General features: G+C 61.0%; 16 protein-coding genes. 7 read left to right on the top strand and 9 right to left on the bottom strand.

Annotated features, from left to right (window positions below; genetic code table 11):
- Positions 1-170: 170 nt before the first annotated feature.
- The gene (locus NMA52_RS01905; protein WP_254825938.1) at positions 171-1,031 is read left to right on the top strand and encodes a nuclear transport factor 2 family protein; all 861 of its coding nucleotides are present in this window, start codon (positions 171-173) and stop codon (positions 1,029-1,031) included.
- A gap of 1 nt (position 1,032) precedes the next feature.
- Here NMA52_RS01905 and NMA52_RS01910 read toward each other — a convergent pair whose 3' ends face one another.
- Complete coding sequence (locus tag NMA52_RS01910) at positions 1,033-2,619, bottom strand: sulfatase (protein WP_254825939.1); 1,587 nt, start codon at positions 2,617-2,619, stop codon at positions 1,033-1,035.
- A 66-nt stretch (positions 2,620-2,685) separates the two neighbouring features.
- Here NMA52_RS01910 and NMA52_RS01915 point away from each other — a divergent pair, with 66 nt between their 5' ends.
- Positions 2,686-3,144, top strand: a complete 459-nt coding sequence (locus NMA52_RS01915; protein WP_254825940.1) for a DinB family protein — start codon at positions 2,686-2,688, stop codon at positions 3,142-3,144.
- A 69-nt stretch (positions 3,145-3,213) separates the two neighbouring features.
- On the opposite strand, the gene NMA52_RS01920 is transcribed toward NMA52_RS01915, so the two are convergent.
- The 4 genes from NMA52_RS01920 to NMA52_RS01935 all read right to left on the bottom strand — a co-directional run bounded on the left by NMA52_RS01920 (position 3,214) and on the right by NMA52_RS01935 (position 6,383).
- Positions 3,214-3,939 carry a hypothetical protein gene (locus tag NMA52_RS01920; RefSeq protein WP_254825941.1) on the bottom strand — a complete coding sequence of 242 codons (726 nt, stop codon included), beginning with the start codon at positions 3,937-3,939 and terminating at the stop codon, positions 3,214-3,216.
- Between the two features lie 51 nt (positions 3,940-3,990).
- Positions 3,991-5,208, bottom strand: a complete 1,218-nt coding sequence (locus NMA52_RS01925; protein ID WP_254825942.1) for an AraC family transcriptional regulator — start codon at positions 5,206-5,208, stop codon at positions 3,991-3,993.
- Positions 5,209-5,285: 77 nt separating this feature from the next.
- Positions 5,286-5,549, bottom strand: a complete 264-nt coding sequence (locus tag NMA52_RS01930; protein WP_254825943.1) for a PepSY-like domain-containing protein — start codon at positions 5,547-5,549, stop codon at positions 5,286-5,288.
- A 75-nt stretch (positions 5,550-5,624) separates the two neighbouring features.
- Entirely contained in the window at positions 5,625-6,383 is a 759-nt protein-coding gene (locus NMA52_RS01935) for a DUF1080 domain-containing protein (RefSeq protein ID WP_254825944.1), read from the bottom strand.
- A gap of 55 nt (positions 6,384-6,438) precedes the next feature.
- Between NMA52_RS01935 and NMA52_RS01940 the strand changes: the two genes are divergently transcribed.
- Positions 6,439-8,109 (top strand): DUF885 family protein, encoded by a 1,671-nt coding sequence (locus tag NMA52_RS01940; protein WP_254825945.1) that lies wholly within the window; start codon positions 6,439-6,441, stop codon positions 8,107-8,109.
- On the opposite strand, the gene NMA52_RS01945 is transcribed toward NMA52_RS01940, so the two are convergent.
- A complete protein-coding gene (locus tag NMA52_RS01945) occupies positions 8,106-8,339 on the bottom strand; it encodes a PepSY domain-containing protein (RefSeq protein ID WP_254825946.1) in 234 nt (77 codons plus the stop codon). The two genes, NMA52_RS01940 and NMA52_RS01945, sit on opposite strands and share 4 nt — an antisense overlap.
- Positions 8,340-8,534: 195 nt before the next feature.
- Between NMA52_RS01945 and NMA52_RS01950 the strand changes: the two genes are divergently transcribed.
- The gene (locus NMA52_RS01950) at positions 8,535-9,566 is read left to right on the top strand and encodes a hypothetical protein (protein ID WP_254825947.1); all 1,032 of its coding nucleotides are present in this window, start codon (positions 8,535-8,537) and stop codon (positions 9,564-9,566) included.
- A gap of 763 nt (positions 9,567-10,329) precedes the next feature.
- Positions 10,330-11,379 carry a M20 family metallo-hydrolase gene (locus NMA52_RS01955; RefSeq protein ID WP_254825948.1) on the top strand — a complete coding sequence of 350 codons (1,050 nt, stop codon included), beginning with the start codon at positions 10,330-10,332 and terminating at the stop codon, positions 11,377-11,379.
- A gap of 172 nt (positions 11,380-11,551) precedes the next feature.
- Here NMA52_RS01955 and NMA52_RS01960 read toward each other — a convergent pair whose 3' ends face one another.
- Both NMA52_RS01960 and aroQ read right to left on the bottom strand, forming a co-directional pair.
- Complete coding sequence (locus tag NMA52_RS01960) at positions 11,552-12,319, bottom strand: Bax inhibitor-1/YccA family protein (RefSeq protein WP_254825949.1); 768 nt, start codon at positions 12,317-12,319, stop codon at positions 11,552-11,554.
- A 53-nt stretch (positions 12,320-12,372) separates the two neighbouring features.
- On the bottom strand, positions 12,373-12,795 hold the full coding sequence (gene aroQ / locus NMA52_RS01965; RefSeq protein WP_254825950.1) for a type II 3-dehydroquinate dehydratase: 423 nt from the start codon (positions 12,793-12,795) through the stop codon (positions 12,373-12,375).
- Between the two features lie 189 nt (positions 12,796-12,984).
- Here aroQ and NMA52_RS01970 point away from each other — a divergent pair, with 189 nt between their 5' ends.
- Complete coding sequence (locus NMA52_RS01970; protein WP_254825951.1) at positions 12,985-14,421, top strand: polysaccharide biosynthesis C-terminal domain-containing protein; 1,437 nt, start codon at positions 12,985-12,987, stop codon at positions 14,419-14,421.
- Between the two features lie 63 nt (positions 14,422-14,484).
- On the top strand, positions 14,485-15,561 hold the full coding sequence (locus NMA52_RS19040) for an adenylate/guanylate cyclase domain-containing protein (protein WP_254825952.1): 1,077 nt from the start codon (positions 14,485-14,487) through the stop codon (positions 15,559-15,561).
- 5 nt (positions 15,562-15,566) lie between these two features.
- Here the strand turns inward: NMA52_RS19040 and NMA52_RS01980 are convergent, their stop codons facing one another.
- Positions 15,567-16,232 (bottom strand): NAD-dependent epimerase/dehydratase family protein, encoded by a 666-nt coding sequence (locus tag NMA52_RS01980; RefSeq protein ID WP_254825953.1) that lies wholly within the window; start codon positions 16,230-16,232, stop codon positions 15,567-15,569.

The following is a 16,232-nucleotide window of genomic DNA, read 5'->3' on the forward strand; positions in this document are numbered from 1 at the left end:
CTACTAACCCCAAAGAGGGTGGGGTGGTTGTGCCGTGCCGACGACGACCGCGCTGGCCAGGGTGGCAGGCAGCGTGAGCGAATTCGTTTTACTTTTAGCACCCGAGCCCATCATAACGCTCGTTCGTCCACTCCCCCGAACCAAGCTTTCGCAAGCCATAATTCCGCCCGATGCCCTTCCGCCTCCTTTTCCTGCTCCTAATTACGGCCCTCAGTCCGTTCCTCTCCGCCCAGGATACGCCCCGGGCTACCCTCCTCCAGCTGTTTGACGGCATGCGCGCCGGAGACTCTACCGGCATGGCCATCCTGTTCTACCCCGGCGCTAGCCTGCAGTCCGTTTCCGTCGACGGGGCGGGGAACACCGTCGTTACCCCGGGCAGCATCGATCAGTGGCTGGCCGGTCTGCACCGGGCCGAAGCCGGCGTTCTGGACGAGCAACTCCACTACACCGAGATCCGCACCGACGGTCGACTGGCCACCGCCTGGACGCCCTACACCTTCGTCCTCAACGGAGAAATTCACCACTGCGGCACCAATGCCTTCCAGCTCGTGCAGTCCGCCGAGCGGTGGCGAATCGTCAACATCATGGACACCCGCGATACCAGCGGTTGCACCCTGCCGTCGACCACCCCCGTCGCCCAGCAGCTGGAGGACCTGGCCACCGGCTGGCACGCCGCCGCGGGTCGGGCGGACGCGGACACCTTCTTCGACGCCCTCACCCCCGACGCCGTCTACATCGGCACCGACCCCGGCGAACACTGGACACGGGACGAGTTTTACGCCTTCGCCAAACCCTACTTCGAAGCGGGCAAGGCCTGGGACTTCACCGCCACCGAACGGCACGTGTTCCACGATCCCGACAGCAACGTAGCTTACTGGGACGAGCTCCTCGACACCTGGATGGGACCCTGTCGCGGCACGGCCGTCGTGAAGCGCGACGAACGCGGCGCATGGAAGATCGCCCACTATACCCTAAGCATGACGGTACCGAACGAGCGGGTGGAAGCGGTGATAAAGGCAATTAACGAGTAGGCTAGTCCGTCACCCGCAACTCCTCCCGCAGCTCCCGCAATGCCCCCTGCAACCGCTCCCGCTCGGCCGCCAGCGCCGGGTCGTCGATGCGGTTTTCCATCTCCTGCGGATCTTCCTCCAGGTCGTACAGTTCGTAGCCCTCGAAGCCGGGCTCGGTGAAGTGAATCAGCTTATACCGGTCACCCCGGACGCCCTCGTGGCGGGCCACCCGGTGGTAACTGTCCATTTGTTGGTAGTAGCGGTAGTAAATCTCATCGCGCCAGTCGTCGGGGGTGGCGCCCGTGAAGAGTGGGGTCAGGCTACGTCCCTGGGTCTCCCCGGTGGCGGTTACGCCGGCCAGCTCCAGGAGGGTGGGGGCCAGGTCGATGTTGAGCGTCAGCGCGTCGGTTTCGCGGCCGCCCTCGATCATGGCCGGATAGCGGATCATGAGGGGCGTCCGGTGACTTTCCTCGTACATGAAGCGCTTATCGTACCAGCCGTGCTCACCGAGGTAGAAGCCCTGGTCGCTGGTGTAGATGACGATAGTATTTTCGGCCAGCCCGCTCTCGTCCAGATAATCAAGCACGCGGCCCACATTATCGTCCACGCTCTTTACGCTGGCCAGGTAGTCCTGCATGTAGCGTTGGTAGCGCCAGCCGAGTTCTTCGTCCGTACCCTTCACGCGCTGCCATTCCTGACCGACCCTTTGCAGGAAGGGCTCCCAGGCGGCCCGTTGACCGGCGGTCAGGCGGCCCAGCTGGCGGTCGAAATTCTTTACCTGGTCGAAGTTGGGGTTTTTGATGAAGGTAGCGCCACCCGTTCCCGGGTCGGGGTTCTGAAACTCGCCGGTCACCTTCAGGTCGTTGCTGGTAAACATGTCGGCAATGCGCATGTCCGCGTGGGCGGCGGCCGGGCGGCCCGCGTAGTCGTCGCGGAGGGTAGCGGGCTCCGGGTATTTTTTATCGAGCAGTCCGGCCAGGTCGCTGGTGTCCGGCATCCAGTTTCGGTGGGGAGCCTTGTGCCAGTACAGCATCAGGAAGGGCTGGTCGCCGGCGGCGTTGCGCTCCAGTTCCTCCAGGGCGTAGTCGGTGATCAGAGTAGAGGTGTAGCCCGTGTCGGCCGTCAGAGTATCACCGTTGTGGACGAAGACCGGGTTGTAGTAGCTGCCCTGCCCGATGAGTCCGCGAAATTCGTCGATGCCGCGGGGTACGGCCTGCAGGTGGTGCTTGCCGATGAGGGAGGTACGGTAGCCGGCCTCGTGCAGGGCTTCGGGGAAGGTCCACTGATCGGGGTTGAAGGGACTCAGATTGTCGATCTTCCCGTTGAGGTGGCTGTACTTGCCGGTCAGGATGGCGGCCCGGCTGGGGGCACAGATGGAGTTGGTCACGAAACTGTTGCGGAACAGAAGTCCGTCCTCGGCGATCCGGTCCAGGTGGGGCGTTTCGATCAACTCGTCGGTGTAGGCCGAGATCGCCCGCTGCGCGTGATCGTCGGACATGATGAAGATGATGTTCGGGCGGCGGGGCGCGGGTTCGGTGTCGGTAGCGGTGGAAGCCGTGCAGGCCGGTAAGAGCACCGCGAGCACCAGCGGAAGGATGATCATTCGCATGGGAGGGAAGATAAGCGCGGCACCCTAAACGGGCACAATACCCCCGGGATTTCCTTACTTTAGATTATGACCTACCCTTCCACTTTCGCCCCCGATACGTTGCGCAATAACGTCAATCGCATTCATCAGCTAAGCCCACAGACCAAACCCCGGTGGGGCAAGATGAACGCCGCCCAAATGCTGGCCCACCTCAACGTAGCCTACGACATGGAAACCGGCGCCCTGCCGGTCCGGAACAACTTCCTGATGCGCTTCTTTCTGAAGGCATTCGTCAAGCGCGGCGTGGTAGGGCCGGATCCCTATCCCCGCAATAGCCGGACGGCCCCCCAGTTCGTCATCGCCGACAAGCGCGACTTCGAACGGGAACGCGCCAAGCTGATCGCTCACCTGGAGCGCGTGTCCGCGGAGGGGGAAGCGGCCTACGAAGGCAAGGAGAACGTGAGTTTCGGCCCCATGACGGCACAGGAGTGGAGCGTCATGTATCAGAAGCACCTGGATCACCACCTGGGACAGTTCGGAGTATAGGCGGGCCCTATCCGCGATGAACCGTGGCCCGTTGTGGACCGTGACTTCCTGCAAGGCCTCCCCCGCTCATCACCGATCGCTCGCCTTCAGCGGCAGCAGGCGCGCGCCAACCACCTCCCGGTCGAAGGTGACCCGTATACGCACCATCCGATCCGAGGGATTTAGAAGGTGAAGGTTTTCCCGGGGCCGAATAGTCACCGTCTCCCGCCCCCGGAGGCCGAAGCCCTGCAGTTGTTCCCCGCTGCGCTTGTCCCGGCCGCTCACCTCGATCTCCCCATTGCCCGTGCGGATGGTGGTCGTAAAACCCCCGGCACTTCCCTCCCCAAGAACGAGCTGCTGACCGGGCGGAATGGTCTCACGGTAAGCGGTGAGGCCCGGACCGAGATCTTCGAATACCGGTGCCGCCCGACGGTTGGGGCGCCGGCCTTCTTCCCCGGAGCCGGTCATTTCTTCTCCACCGAGGGGCTCGTACCGCATTCCCTCTACTCCTCTACTCATCACTACGTACACCGTCGCCTCGCGCTCGGCGGCGTTGACGAGGCGAACATTCTGTCCGCCGCCCACCACGACGCTTTTCCGTTCACCGGGGAGAAGGGTGAATGCATCCTCGACTTCACCTTCCCGGTCGACCAACCGAACGGAAACGGGGTGAGTCCCGGTATTGGTCAGACCGGCCCGGTAGCCGGTGTCCGTATATTCTCCCAGGACGAAGGCTTGCTGCGCGGGAATGGTGAGCCCGGCCGTGCTTTTGCAATAGGTGAAGAAGATGGGCAGCAGGAAGATTAGATAGCGCATGGGGAGGGATTTTGATCGCCAAAATGACGGTTACCCTACGTGTACCGCGCTTCAGCTTATGATTTGGGACGGGTCGGATTCTGATTTGAGTCGCCGGATGGCCTCCCCAGGACTGTAGCCGTAGCATTTACGGAAGGCGCGGTTGAAAGTGGACTTAGAATTGAAGCCCGAGTCGAGAGCCAGACTCAGGAAAGTGTGCCGCTCGTGCTCCCCACGGCGCAATTTTTCCGTGAATTCCCCGCAGCGAAAGGTGTTGACGTAATCGTTAAAGTTCTTCCCGAGGGATGAATTGACCGCCCGACTAAGATCGGCCGCATTCGTTCCGATGCGTTCGGCCACTTCCCCCAGGCGCAAGTTGGGCTCCAGGTAATCACGGTGAACGCGCATGCGGGAATCGAGTTGGCGGAGAAGCTCCCGGTAATCCTCCTCCTTGTTTTTACTTTCCTGGTGGCGCCCTCCCGCCGAATCAAACCGCAAGGCACCCAGAGCCGCGGGGTCGGTAGCATAAAATTGGATGGCCGCCAAGTACATCAGGCCACTCAGACCGAAGTAATAGAACCACTGGTGGATGTAGGTGCCCTCCGTCAATCCGGCCAGCGCCACCTGAAGTAGGAATAAGCCGCCTAGGCCGATTACAAAGAGGTAAAGCGTAAGCCGCAGCCCCCTCAATTCCGCGGGCGTAGGATTGCTGAATTCGCGATTCAAATATTGCCGGTACAGACGATAGCCGCGGATAGTAACGAACAAGTAAAACGCTAACTGTACCCAAACGACCGCGGTTTCCAGGGTGTCGTACCATCCCAGCTGGCCGTGCAGGAATTCCTGGGCGGGTCCGCGGGTGCCGTGGAAGTACGTAAAAGCACGCCCGGAAAAGACGCGGTAGTAGCCGACATCGTAAGCGAAGGCCGCGAGATAAGGCAGCAGCAGGATGAGCCACGGGAGGAAGTGGACCCAGTACCGGGGTGACCAGCGAAAATCCGTATTAGTCGTACTGCGGAAGTACAGCCAGATCAAAGGTCCCAGCAGCGCCAGATTGTTCCACTTGACGTAGAACATAAGGGTCGTGCGCCAGTCGTGGCTATCGTACCATCCCGCGAAACCCAGCATCCACTGGCTGATCAGTAGTCCTCCGGTGAGCAGGATATGGCCGGCAAACAGCTCGCTGATCCTCGATTCCCGCCGGGCGCGCGCGAGCAGCAGGATGGCGTACACCAAGGCCTGTACCGTGCCGAGCAGTAACAGCGAGGAATAGAGGTTGAACTGGAACATGCCGAAACCAGGTGGTTTCGCATAAGTTAATCAGTTCCTACAGGACCGGGGGGGCAAGACGACCGACCGGGCGGGAATCAGTCCTCGAAGTCGAGCACCTTCCCGTCGAATCCGTATTCCAACTCCATCTTGTCGCCGTTCACTTTGAACTCCACTTCGTAGTGGTCGTCGTCGACGTCCCACTCCACGTCGGTGGCTCCGGGATAGGCGGCGCGGAAGGCGGTCTCGATGGCGGCGGGGATGCCGTTGCCGGGGATATCGATGGTCTCCTCTTCGGTTTCGACGTTACCGCAGGCCAGCACGGCCACTATGAAGAAAAGGGTAGTGGCAAACTTGAGCATGTAAGGACTATTCTGGGGGTGAGCCGATGGGATCATGAAGATCGCATTCGGGGTTTCAACGCAAGAAGTGCCGCCTCATTGTTTGTTAACACTTTTCTCTACCAGCCAGACATTGCGGTAGAATAGTTCCGCCCCTTCAGCCTGCAGAGCGATTTTCCCCTTACCCAGAGCAACCCACTTTCCGGACCGCGGATCGGGGCGCTCCGACCCGGTGAGCTCATTCACCAGATGACCGTTCACGTAAAAGCGGGCCGTTGCGCCGTCCACCTCCATATCGATGGTGTTCCAGCCGGGCACCTCCCACGAGAAGCTCCGGGCAAACTTGGCGTAGCGCTCTCCGGCCCTTGTTTCCGGGTGTCCGGAAGAAGCGAAATTATGGGCGTCGGGATGCAGGGTCGACGTGGCGCGGGCTCCGATCAGCCAGGCATCGCCGGTATCGCCCTCCTGAATCTGGCACTCCAGTCCGCTGGGCCAGAAGATTCCGGTGTCGAACACGTGAAAGAGTACGCCGGCATCCCGAACCGCGTCCGTCCGGGGCGCGAATTTTTTCTCCCCCCACCGGTACTCCACATGGAGGTGGTAGCGCTCGTATTCCGCGTCCGTCACCAGGGCGGCGAAGGGTTGCCGCGATCCATCGGGCGCGTGAGCCATCACGTGGAGGGAGCCGCCCTCGTAGGCGAACAAGTCCTGCTCCGCTACGGGCACGGCACCCCGCTCCTGCACGATCACCTGCCAGCCGGTCAGACCGCTATCCGTCAGCAGGTAAGTAGTATCCTGGGCGGATGCGGAAGCGGTGATCGTGGCGGTCAGGAACAGAATGGTGGATAGGCGCATACGTATATAGGTCTGGCGAAAAGTATCTTCCACACAAGTTAAGCCCCTACTACCTATGCGCCTTCTGATCCTTCTTTGTTGTTGTTCCATCCTGCACGGGCAGTCGGATTCCGTACGCCTCGTCCGGGTACTGGAGGACTACGCCGGCTACGGACGATCCGACTCCACTAATCTCTGGGGCTTAGCGACCGACGCTACGGTTGCCGCCGACATTGCTTTTCTGGACGATCTCCGCTCCCGCGTCCCCGCCCCGGAAAGCCTCTCCTCCGCCCAGCGAATCGACCGGGCGCTGCTCGCCTTCGTCCTGGACGACCGCCTCTACCGCCTGCGCTTCGGGCATCACCTATTTCCGCTGGACGCCGAGGGGGGATTTCTCGCCTCCGTGATCTACCGGGTCAGCGGGCGCCGAATCCGGACGGAGGAAGACTACGCCGATTACCTGACCCGCCTGCGCGCGCTGCCGCAATTTTTCGCCGGACAGCAGGTCAATATGGAGCGGGGGCTGGCCGCGGGGAAGACCAACCCCCGCCTCGTGGTCGAGCGCAATATCGAACTCATCGACCGCACGCTGGCGACCGGGGCTGAGCAGAGCATGTTCGTAAATCCGGTGGCCGACCACGAAGCCCGCACGGCCGAAGTGCATAAGCTGGTGCGCGACACGCTCTACCCCGCCTACGCCCGGCTGGGTAACTTTTTGCGCGACGATTACCTCCCCGCCCTGCCCGCGGGCATCGGCATTTCCGGAATTACCGACGGAAAGGAGTTTTACCGCCAGCGCGTCCGCTTCTACACCACGACCGAACTGACGCCCGAGGAAGTCTTCGCTACGGGGGAGGCGGAGGTGGCCCGCATCCGGACGGAGATGGACGAAATTATTGCGCGCACGGGGTTTTCCGGCACCTACGCCGAGTTCCTTGAATTCTTGCGTACGGATCCGCAGTTTTATGCCGATACCCCGCAGGCGCTGTTGGACCGGGCCGCCTGGATCACGAACCGTATTCAGACCGAGATGCCGCGGTACTTCACGAAACTCCCGCGCATGCCGCTGGTGGTTGCTCCGGTACCCGCGGCGCTGGCTCCTAACTATACGGGCGGGCGGTACAGTCCGGGCTCCTCCGACAACCGCCGCGCCGGACAATTCTGGGTGAATACCTACGACCTGCCTAGTCGACCGCTCTATACGCTGCCCGCCCTGGCGCTGCACGAGGGGGTACCCGGCCACCATACGCAGATGATGCTGGCCGCGGAACTGGAAGCCGTATCGGATTTTCGCCGCGACCTCTACCTCTCCGCCTTCGGGGAGGGGTGGGCGCTGTACGGCGAGTATCTGGGGGAGGAGATGGGCGTTTACGCGACGGACTACGAGAAGTTCGGCCGTCTGACCTACGAGATGTGGCGGGCGTGCCGCCTGGTGGTCGATCCGGGGATGCACTACTTCGGCTGGTCGCGGGAACGGGCGGTGGCCTACATGGCCGACCATACGGCCCTGTCGCTGCGGGAAGTGAATTCCGAGATCGACCGCTACATCGGTTGGCCCGGGCAGGCCGTATCCTACAAGATGGGGGAGCTTACGATCCGGCGCCTACGCAAAGAGGCCGAAGCCGCCCTGGGGGACAACTTCGACCTCGCTGAATTTCATAACCTTATCCTGGCCGACGGCGCCGTCACTATGTCCCTACTGGAACGAAGGGTGCGGGCGTACATCGACCGGGGCGGGCGGAATTAGTCTTCCATTACTTCGCCGGTAGCGGTGTACTCGACTTCCATTTCTTCGCCGTTCATTTCGAATTCGACTTCGTAGTGGTCGTCGTCCTGTGACCATTCTACATCGGTGGCTCCGGGGTAAGCGGCCTGAAAAGCGCTCTGAACGGCGGCGGGTACTTCGACGGCTTCGGCGGTTTCGGCACAACCGAGGAAGGCGAAAGCAAGCAGGGCGGTAGTGGTAAGTTTGATCATAATGCGGGTAGTTGGTTGATGTAATGCGATACGGCAGCGGGGCCATAGGGGCGGGTCCGCGGGTGCCGTGTTCTCTGGTTCAACAGCTAAGGTATGGGAATGTGCGCGGTTTACCGCCGGTGGAAGACCGGGCTGGTGTATCATCCGCCGCAAAGGAGTGTAACACTTTTACGGGCGGCCGCATAAAGGCGTACTATGCGACACACTTACCTTCCACTTCTCCTCCTTTTCATTCTTTGTTCCACCCTCGCGCACGCCCAGATCAGGCGCAAGGGCCAGCTGATTCGTCTGGAATCTACCCACACGGTGATCTCCCCCCAGGATATCGCTCCGCCGGCGTCGGTGAGTTCCATCTACCGCAACCTGCCCGGGGACGGGACCGTCATTCGATTGCGCGGGAACTACGGGGTAGCCGTCCGCGACCGACTGGTGGTCGGCGGGACGGGAGCCTTCAATACTAGTCTGGGCAACGGCGGCGGCGGATCGGACGTTCGCGTGGCGCCTTACGTGCGGTATTACCCCGTAGAATCCGACCAACTGCAGGGGTTCGGCCAAGTCAGTACTGACATAGCGTACGATGCGGCGCAATTCACCGCACTGGAAACCGTCACCGCGACGGTGGGCATTCAGTACGATCTGGGAAACAATCAGTTGCTGACGCCCACGCTGAATTATCGGGTGGGGGAGGGGCCGAACACTTTTGGCTTTGGCGTAGGCATCGAGACCTACCTCACTCCCCCGGGCATCGTTGTTTCCCCCATCGATACGCTGGAGCCGGGTGATTGGATGCTCGGCGGACAGGTTGCCAGCTTCCGCTCTTCGGAATTTCGCAATGACGTCAATGTCCAGTTGGGCGGTCACTATTTCACCAGCTCCCGCTTTGCCGTAGCGGGCCAGGCGGGCATCGCCCGGCAGTCCTACGACCTGGGCGGGGGGAACTACGTCTGGCGGGACCTCAATCTGGCTGTCGGAGGGCGGTACTACCTGAACGAGGGCCAGCAGCGCCTTTGGTTCGTCGATGCCGGCGTCGGTAGGGTGTGGACCGGCGACGGCAGTAGCGGAGATGGGGGCGACGACCGCAACTTTTCCTACCTCACGGGGGGTGCCGGCGTGCAGTGCTTCGCGGCCGGTAATCTGGCGGTCGAGGCCGGTCCGCAGCTGCGCTTCCGACTTGACGACAACACCTTGGTGCCCGGTCTCAATTTCGGCGTCCGGGGCATACGGTGACGAACGCACTACGTGTAGCGACGACTTTAGTCGTGCGGCTGTACGTGCCGACCATTATTATTTCCTATTCGTACGTGTAGGGACGACTTTGGTCGTCCGGCTGTGCCGCGCACCTACCCCATAGTCGTCCATACGAGCGTGTAGCGACGACTTTAGTCGTGCGGCTGTACGTACCGACATAATTATATCCCAAATGAACATGTAGCGACGACTTCGGTCATCCGGCTGTACCGAGCACCTACCCTACAGTCGTCACGTGTAGCGACGACTTTAGTCGTCCGGCTGTACGTGCCGTACCATTATTCTTTCCTATTCGCACATGTAGGGACGACTTCGGTCGCCCAGCTGTGCCGCGCACAAATCACATCCATCTTCCTGGTCAAAAATCTCCCTGTTTAGTCTTCGTACGGCCAGGTAGGTCAGACAGCATGACGGCTCAAGCCGTCGCTACACGTAGAACTGTATGGGTGGAAAGCAGCGTGACGGCTCAAGCCGTCGCTACACGCAGAACCGCATGGGTGGAAAGCAGCATGACGGCTCAAGCCGTCGCTACACGTAGAACTGTATGGGTGGAAAGCAGCGTGACGGCTCAAGCCGTCGCTACACGTAGAACTGCACGGGTGGAAAGCAGCGTGACGGCTCAAGCCGTCGCTACGCGTAAAACCGCATGGATGGAAAGCAGCGTGACGGCTCAAGCCGTCGCTACACGTAGAACTTGCGGTAGTCCGTACCTCTTGATACCTTTTCCCCCTGATCCTATCCCATGAACGATTCTCTCGACCTACTCGCTCGCCTCATCGAAACTCCATCCCTCAGCCGACAGGAAGACCGGACGGCCGACCTGATCGAGCACTACCTAGGTGATCTGGGCCTCATCCCCCACCGCCACGGCAACAACGTATGGATCAGGAGCCGGCAGTGGCGCGACGATCGTCCGACCATCCTGCTCAATAGTCACCACGATACGGTGAAACCGGCGGCCGGCTATACCCGCGACCCCCACCGGGCGGAGGTGGTCGACGGCAAACTCTACGGGCTGGGCAGCAACGATGCCGGCGGTGCCCTGGTCAGCCTCATCGCTGCCTTCGTAGCCTTGGAAAACGACACGACCCTGAACGGCAACCTCATACTCGCCGCCACCGCGGAAGAAGAGATCAGTGGACCCAACGGTATTGCGGCCCTGCTGCCCCTGCTGCCGCCCATCGACGCCGGCATCGTGGGTGAGCCGACCCTACTGGACCTGGCCGTCGCCGAGCGCGGCCTCGTCGTCATCGACGGAGAGACCCGGGGAAAGAGCGGTCACGCCGCCCGGAAGGAAGGAATAAATGCCCTGTACTTGGCCCTTGACGACATCGCCGCCATCCGCGATTACGCCTTCGTGCGCCCGGGCGAGCAACTGGGCCCGACCGGCGCTGCCGTCACCGTCATCGCTTCCGGCACCCAGCACAACGTAGTCCCCGATCGCTGCACTTTCGTCGTAGACTTGCGTGTCAATGAAGCCTACACCAACGAGGAGGCGGTGGCCGAATTACAATCGGTATGCAAGAGCGCGAAATTGACCCCGCGGAGCCTACGGCTGCAGTCGAGCTACATCCGCCCGGACCACCCCCTGCTGCGGGCGGCCATGCGCGCGCGTCCGGAAGCCAGAACGTACGGATCACCCACGCTCAGCGACCAGGCCCTAATGCCCTTCACGACGCTGAAGGTCGGCCCCGGCGATAGTGCTCGCAGCCATACGGCGGATGAGTTCATCTACGTCCGCGAGATCGAGGAAGCCACGGACTTCTACGTGGCCCTGTTACGAAACCTTTAAAATAAATTTACCGGGCAGGCAGCGCATCACCACGGACCGCCGTTCTAGGGTCAGTTTTGATGATGGTAACAGCAGCCTCACTTTATTCTCACTAGATCAACATTGGCTGTAACGTAAAGAGGGGAAAACGGACGTACCGTTTTCCCCTCTCGTTTTTTATGCCCGGTCGCGCTTAGTCGCGGTTCATCACCGACAGCAGGCGCAGCACCTCGATGTAAAGCCAGACCAGGGTCACTATCAGACCCATGGCGCAAAACCACTCCATATACTTGGGCGACCGCATGGCCGCTCCCCGCTCGATGTTGTCGAAGTCGAGCAGCAGGTTCAGGGTAGCGATCAGAATGATGAAGAGACTGATGCCGATGCCGATCAGACCACCCTCGTGCAAAAAGGGTACGCTCATGCCGAAGAAACTTAACCCAATGCTGATCAGGTAGACCAGGGCAATACCGCCCGTAGCCATCACGATGCCGGTGCGGAACTTATCCGTCACCTTGATCAGACCCGCCTTGTAGGTAAAGAGCATGGCAAAGAGCAGCGCTATGGTGATCATAACCGCGTTGAAGGCAATACCCACCCCGAAGCCGGCCACGTAGATGGACGTTACCGAACCCACGAAGAGACCCTCCAGGAGGGCGTAGATGGGTGCCAGGGTGCCGGACAGTTTCGGCTTAGCGGCCATAATGAACACGAGTACGAGTCCGCCGATGGCACCGCCCCACATGAAGAGGCTGCTGGGGTAAAAGAAGGAATACAGCGCCGTGGCCAGTACGAGCAGGCCGAGGAGCAGAGTCTTGTTGACGGCACCGGAGACGGTCATGACGTTGTCTTCCGCGCGCGTAATGAAACCGCCGTCGAGCGGTCGCTGGGCCGATTTAGCCAGTCGCTCCTCACTCAGGATGGGGTTACTGGATTGTTTGAAACGATCGGATAAGGACATGTAGATAAGATTAGTTAATCAATAAAACGCCTGACGGCAAAAGTCGTTCTACCTCACACGAAATACTGCACCGCCAACTCGTACCCCCGCAGGCCGAATCCCACGATCACGCCCTCGCATACCGGCGACAAAAAGGAATGGTGGCGAAAGGCCTCCCGCTTGTGGACGTTACTGATGTGCACCTCGATCACCGGGGTCTCGATGGCCGCCACGGCATCCGCCAGGGCAACGCTGGTGTGAGTATAAGCGCCCGCGTTCAGTACGATACCGTCGTAACTCCAGCCAATCTCGTGCAGCTTGTCCAGCAGTTCACCTTCGTGGTTGCTCTGGAAGTAGCTGAGTTCCACGTCCGAGTCCACGAACTTACCCTTCAGGTGGATCATAAAGTCGTCGAAGGTATCTTCTCCGTAGATCTCCGGCTGGCGCCGTCCGAGCAGGTTGAGGTTGGGACCGTTGATGATCATGACTTGGAGCATGGGGTAGGAGTTTGGTGGTTTGGTAGTTTGGTACGGTGGTACGGTGGTACGGTGGGGATTAGTAAGTGGCAGTGACGATGATGGGAAGGTAGAAAACTTTAAGGTTGCCGTTATGGGGGATAACACGGTTCACTAACCCACCACCATAGTACTATTGTACCACGCTACCACCTTACCACCCTCCTAAAAATGCTCGCCACCTTCTTCCGCAACGCCGTCCTCGTCCTCCTGCTGAACCTCACGGTCAAGGGCGTCTACCTGTTCGCGATCGAACGTACGGTGCAGAATCGGCTGCCGGAGGCGGACTACGGGCTCTACTTTTCCCTGCTCGGACTCGGTATGCTGCTACAGGTCATCGCCGATTTCGGATTGCAACTGTACAACAGCCGGACCATCAGTGGGCACCGGCAATTACTGGCGAAGTACTTTCCGCACTTCATTTTGCTGAAAACCCTCCTGGGCGGGGTGTTCTTCGCGGCACTCCTGCTGGCCGGCTGGGGACTCGGCTACCGGGGCGCGGAGATCGGACTTCTACTGCTCATCGGTACCGGTCAGCTCCTCAATAGCCTGGTACTTTATCTGCGTTCGAGCCTGGCGGGTTTGGGGCGCTACGCGTTGGACAGCTGGTTCAGCATTCTGGATAAAGTGTGCATGATCGCGCTGATCGGCACGGTACTGCTGTTCTTTCCGGCGCGACTGAGCATCCACTTTTTTGCGGGGGCGCAGGTGCTGTGTTGGCTAATCACGGCTGCGTCACTTGGCATACTGCTCCGGGGAAAACTGGTGCGCCGCTGGCCCCAGTTCAGACCGGCCACCTTATGGATGCTACTGCGGGGCGGAGCTCCTTTTGCGATTGCCATACTGTTGCAGACCGCCTACAGCAGAGCCGACGCGATCATGATCGAGCGACTGCTCGTCGGCGGAGCCGAAGCGGCCGGCCACTACGCCGCGGGCTACCGACTGCTGGACGCGGTGAATACGGTCGGCTGGTTGCTCGCCGGGCTGCTGCTACCCATGTACGCCCGGCTCCACGCGCGGCGGGAAGGAGTCACGGAGTTGTTGCGCTTCAGCGTCCACCTGCTGGTCGGGGGCGCTTTGGTGGTCAGTATCGCGGTGGCCGCCTACGCCGGGCCCATCGTCGGGGTGCTGTACGACTTCGCCGAGCCGCGAACGGCAACCATCCTGCTTTTCCTGGCACTCACCTTCGTCGCCCAGTGCCTCAATTACGCCTACGGCGCCTTACTGGGAGCCACGGGCCTGATCGGACGCATGAACTACGTATTTGCCGTGGGGATCCTGCTCAACGTAGCGGGTAACCTGTGGGTGCTGCCCCGCTACGGCGCGCCGGGGGCCGCGGCGGTCACCCTGCTGACCCAGTCCTTCGTGGCGGTGGTACAGGCGGGTCTGGCCCACCGGTGGCTGCACCTGCCCGTCGGCGTAGTGGGCTGGGGCAGGCTCGGGCTGCTGGCGGTATTGCTTACCGGGGCGGCCATCCTGCTCACTAGCTTTGGAGATCTGGGCTGGCTGACGGGTTTCGTGCTCCTGGGTGTCGGCGGGCTCGGACTGGCACTACTGTTGCGGTTGATCAGCGTACGGGAGCTTACCGGATTCCTCCGCTTCCGTTGACGTGCGCTGCTCCCGCGTCCCCGCCCCTCCGAATGCGGGAGCGGATCGCCTACCTTTACGGCAGTGGCGATCTATAACAGGCACAGGTTCGTTCTTTGGTTGCAGCTGGTCGTGATCTGGACGGCAGCCGTCTCTCTATTCGGGTACATCCGTCACTACGGCTGGACGGGCCAGCTCGGAGTGTCGCCGGAAGACCTGATCGAACCCTGGTTTGACGTCTCCGTAGGTCTGATTCTCGGGACCGGATACTTCCTCATCGAGATGCTCATGGACCGACCGTTCTTCGAGCGGTTGTCTTTTTTGCGGTGGGCCGCGGTGAAGCTGCTGCTAATCCTGGTGACGATGCTGGTCTTTTTCGCGATAGCCGTGTACCTGTATCCATTCATGAACCCGAGCGTCAACGACTTGACGCTGCGGGAGTTCCTGTTCAGTAAGCTGATGTACCTGGTGCTGGTGTACGTGAGTCTGATCAGTCTGCTGATCACCCTCTTCCAACGCATGCAGCGCAAACTGGGGCCGGGGATCCTGGGCAATATGCTGCTGGGCCGCTACCACCACCCCCGCGAGGAGGAGCGGATCTTTCTGTTCATCGATCTGCGCTCCTCGACCACTATCGCCGAACGACTGGGACACGTGGCCTTCAGCCGGCTGATTCAGGACTGCTTCGCCGACATCACCGAGGCGGTCGAGCGCCACCAGGCGGAAATCTACCAGTACGTGGGCGACGAGGTGATCCTGTGCTGGAAACCGCCACCGGGGAGGCGAAACAACAACTGCGTCGCCGCATTCTTTCAGTTCGTGGATACCCTGGCCGGGCGGGCGGATTACTACCAGGCCACCTACGGACTGCAACCCTTCTTCAAGGCCGGCGGCCACCTGGGACGCACTACCGTCGCCGAGGTGGGCATCCTGAAACGCGATCTGGCGTACCACGGCGATGTACTGAACACGACGGCCCGCATTCAGGGCAAGTGCAACGAACTCGAAGAGCAGTTACTGATCTCAGCCGTCCTGGCCGATCACCTGCAACTGGAAAAGGAGTATACCCTGCGTGAGTACCCCCCGGTGGAACTGACCGGCAAGCAGGAGAACCTGACCGTGATCGGCGTACAACGGCCGACCCCCCTCCGCTCGGGGTGAATCGACTAGGTCAGGGTGCCGAGGCGGTTAATGTCCGCGCTCTCCACGATCTTTTCTTCCCGTGGATGGAGGACGACGTTGATCATGGCCCGACCGAGCTTTTTGTCGGTGGTGGCCCAGCTGAAGCGGCGCAGCAGGGGAGCCAGGGGTTTGAATATCCGGTACATGGCGGCGACCCAGACGGTCTTCATGGGCAGGTCGCGTTCGGGCAGCAGCATGCCGAGGCGGAACATGTAGGCGTCGCGGAAGCCGACGTTGAGTAGCTTGACCTCGGTACGTCCCTTGACCCGGGCCCACATCTGCCGGCCGTTGACGTCGGTGCCCACGCCGGAGACGTAGTTCAGCACCAGATTCGGGTTGACGTCGTGAAGCGTGCGGGCGAAGGAGACCACCAGCTCGTAAGTCAGGCGGGTGTATTCCTCTTCCGACTTACCTACGACCGAAACGCCGGCACAGTAGAAGCAGGCATCGTAGCCGCGCAGTTGCTCCCGGATGGGCCCGATGTCGGAAAAATCGGCGTGGATGATCTCCGTCAGTTTGGGGTGGTGCACGTCGACCGGCCGGCGGTTGATCATGACGACGCGCTCGACGTGGGGATTGTCGAGGCACTCCAATAATACGGCGCGGCCGACCATGCCGCTGGCGCCGGTGATGATGGGGGAGAGGGGCAT

The sequence above is a fragment of the Lewinella sp. JB7 genome (assembly GCF_024297185.1).
Lineage (GTDB): Bacteria > Bacteroidota > Bacteroidia > Chitinophagales > Saprospiraceae > Neolewinella.

Bases quoted from the DNA above. Each gene is read 5' to 3' on its own strand.
- NMA52_RS01905 (WP_254825938.1), top strand. From the start codon at position 171: ATGCCCTTCCGCCTCCTTTTCCTGCTCCTAATTACGGCCCTCAGTCCG.
- NMA52_RS01930 (WP_254825943.1), bottom strand. From the start codon at position 5,549: ATGCTCAAGTTTGCCACTACCCTTTTCTTCATAGTGGCCGTGCTGGCC.
- NMA52_RS01980 (WP_254825953.1), bottom strand. From the start codon at position 16,232: ATGCCCCTCTCCCCCATCATCACCGGCGCCAGCGGCATGGTCGGCCGC.
- NMA52_RS01950 (WP_254825947.1), top strand. From the start codon at position 8,535: ATGCGACACACTTACCTTCCACTTCTCCTCCTTTTCATTCTTTGTTCC.
- NMA52_RS01910 (WP_254825939.1), bottom strand. From the start codon at position 2,619: ATGCGAATGATCATCCTTCCGCTGGTGCTCGCGGTGCTCTTACCGGCC.
- NMA52_RS01970 (WP_254825951.1), top strand. From the start codon at position 12,985: ATGCTCGCCACCTTCTTCCGCAACGCCGTCCTCGTCCTCCTGCTGAAC.
- NMA52_RS01955 (WP_254825948.1), top strand. From the start codon at position 10,330: ATGAACGATTCTCTCGACCTACTCGCTCGCCTCATCGAAACTCCATCC.
- NMA52_RS01940 (WP_254825945.1), top strand. From the start codon at position 6,439: ATGCGCCTTCTGATCCTTCTTTGTTGTTGTTCCATCCTGCACGGGCAG.
- NMA52_RS01925 (WP_254825942.1), bottom strand. From the start codon at position 5,208: ATGTTCCAGTTCAACCTCTATTCCTCGCTGTTACTGCTCGGCACGGTA.
- NMA52_RS01920 (WP_254825941.1), bottom strand. From the start codon at position 3,939: ATGCGCTATCTAATCTTCCTGCTGCCCATCTTCTTCACCTATTGCAAA.
- NMA52_RS01915 (WP_254825940.1), top strand. From the start codon at position 2,686: ATGACCTACCCTTCCACTTTCGCCCCCGATACGTTGCGCAATAACGTC.
- NMA52_RS01945 (WP_254825946.1), bottom strand. From the start codon at position 8,339: ATGATCAAACTTACCACTACCGCCCTGCTTGCTTTCGCCTTCCTCGGT.
- NMA52_RS01960 (WP_254825949.1), bottom strand. From the start codon at position 12,319: ATGTCCTTATCCGATCGTTTCAAACAATCCAGTAACCCCATCCTGAGT.
- aroQ (WP_254825950.1), bottom strand. From the start codon at position 12,795: ATGCTCCAAGTCATGATCATCAACGGTCCCAACCTCAACCTGCTCGGA.
- NMA52_RS01935 (WP_254825944.1), bottom strand. From the start codon at position 6,383: ATGCGCCTATCCACCATTCTGTTCCTGACCGCCACGATCACCGCTTCC.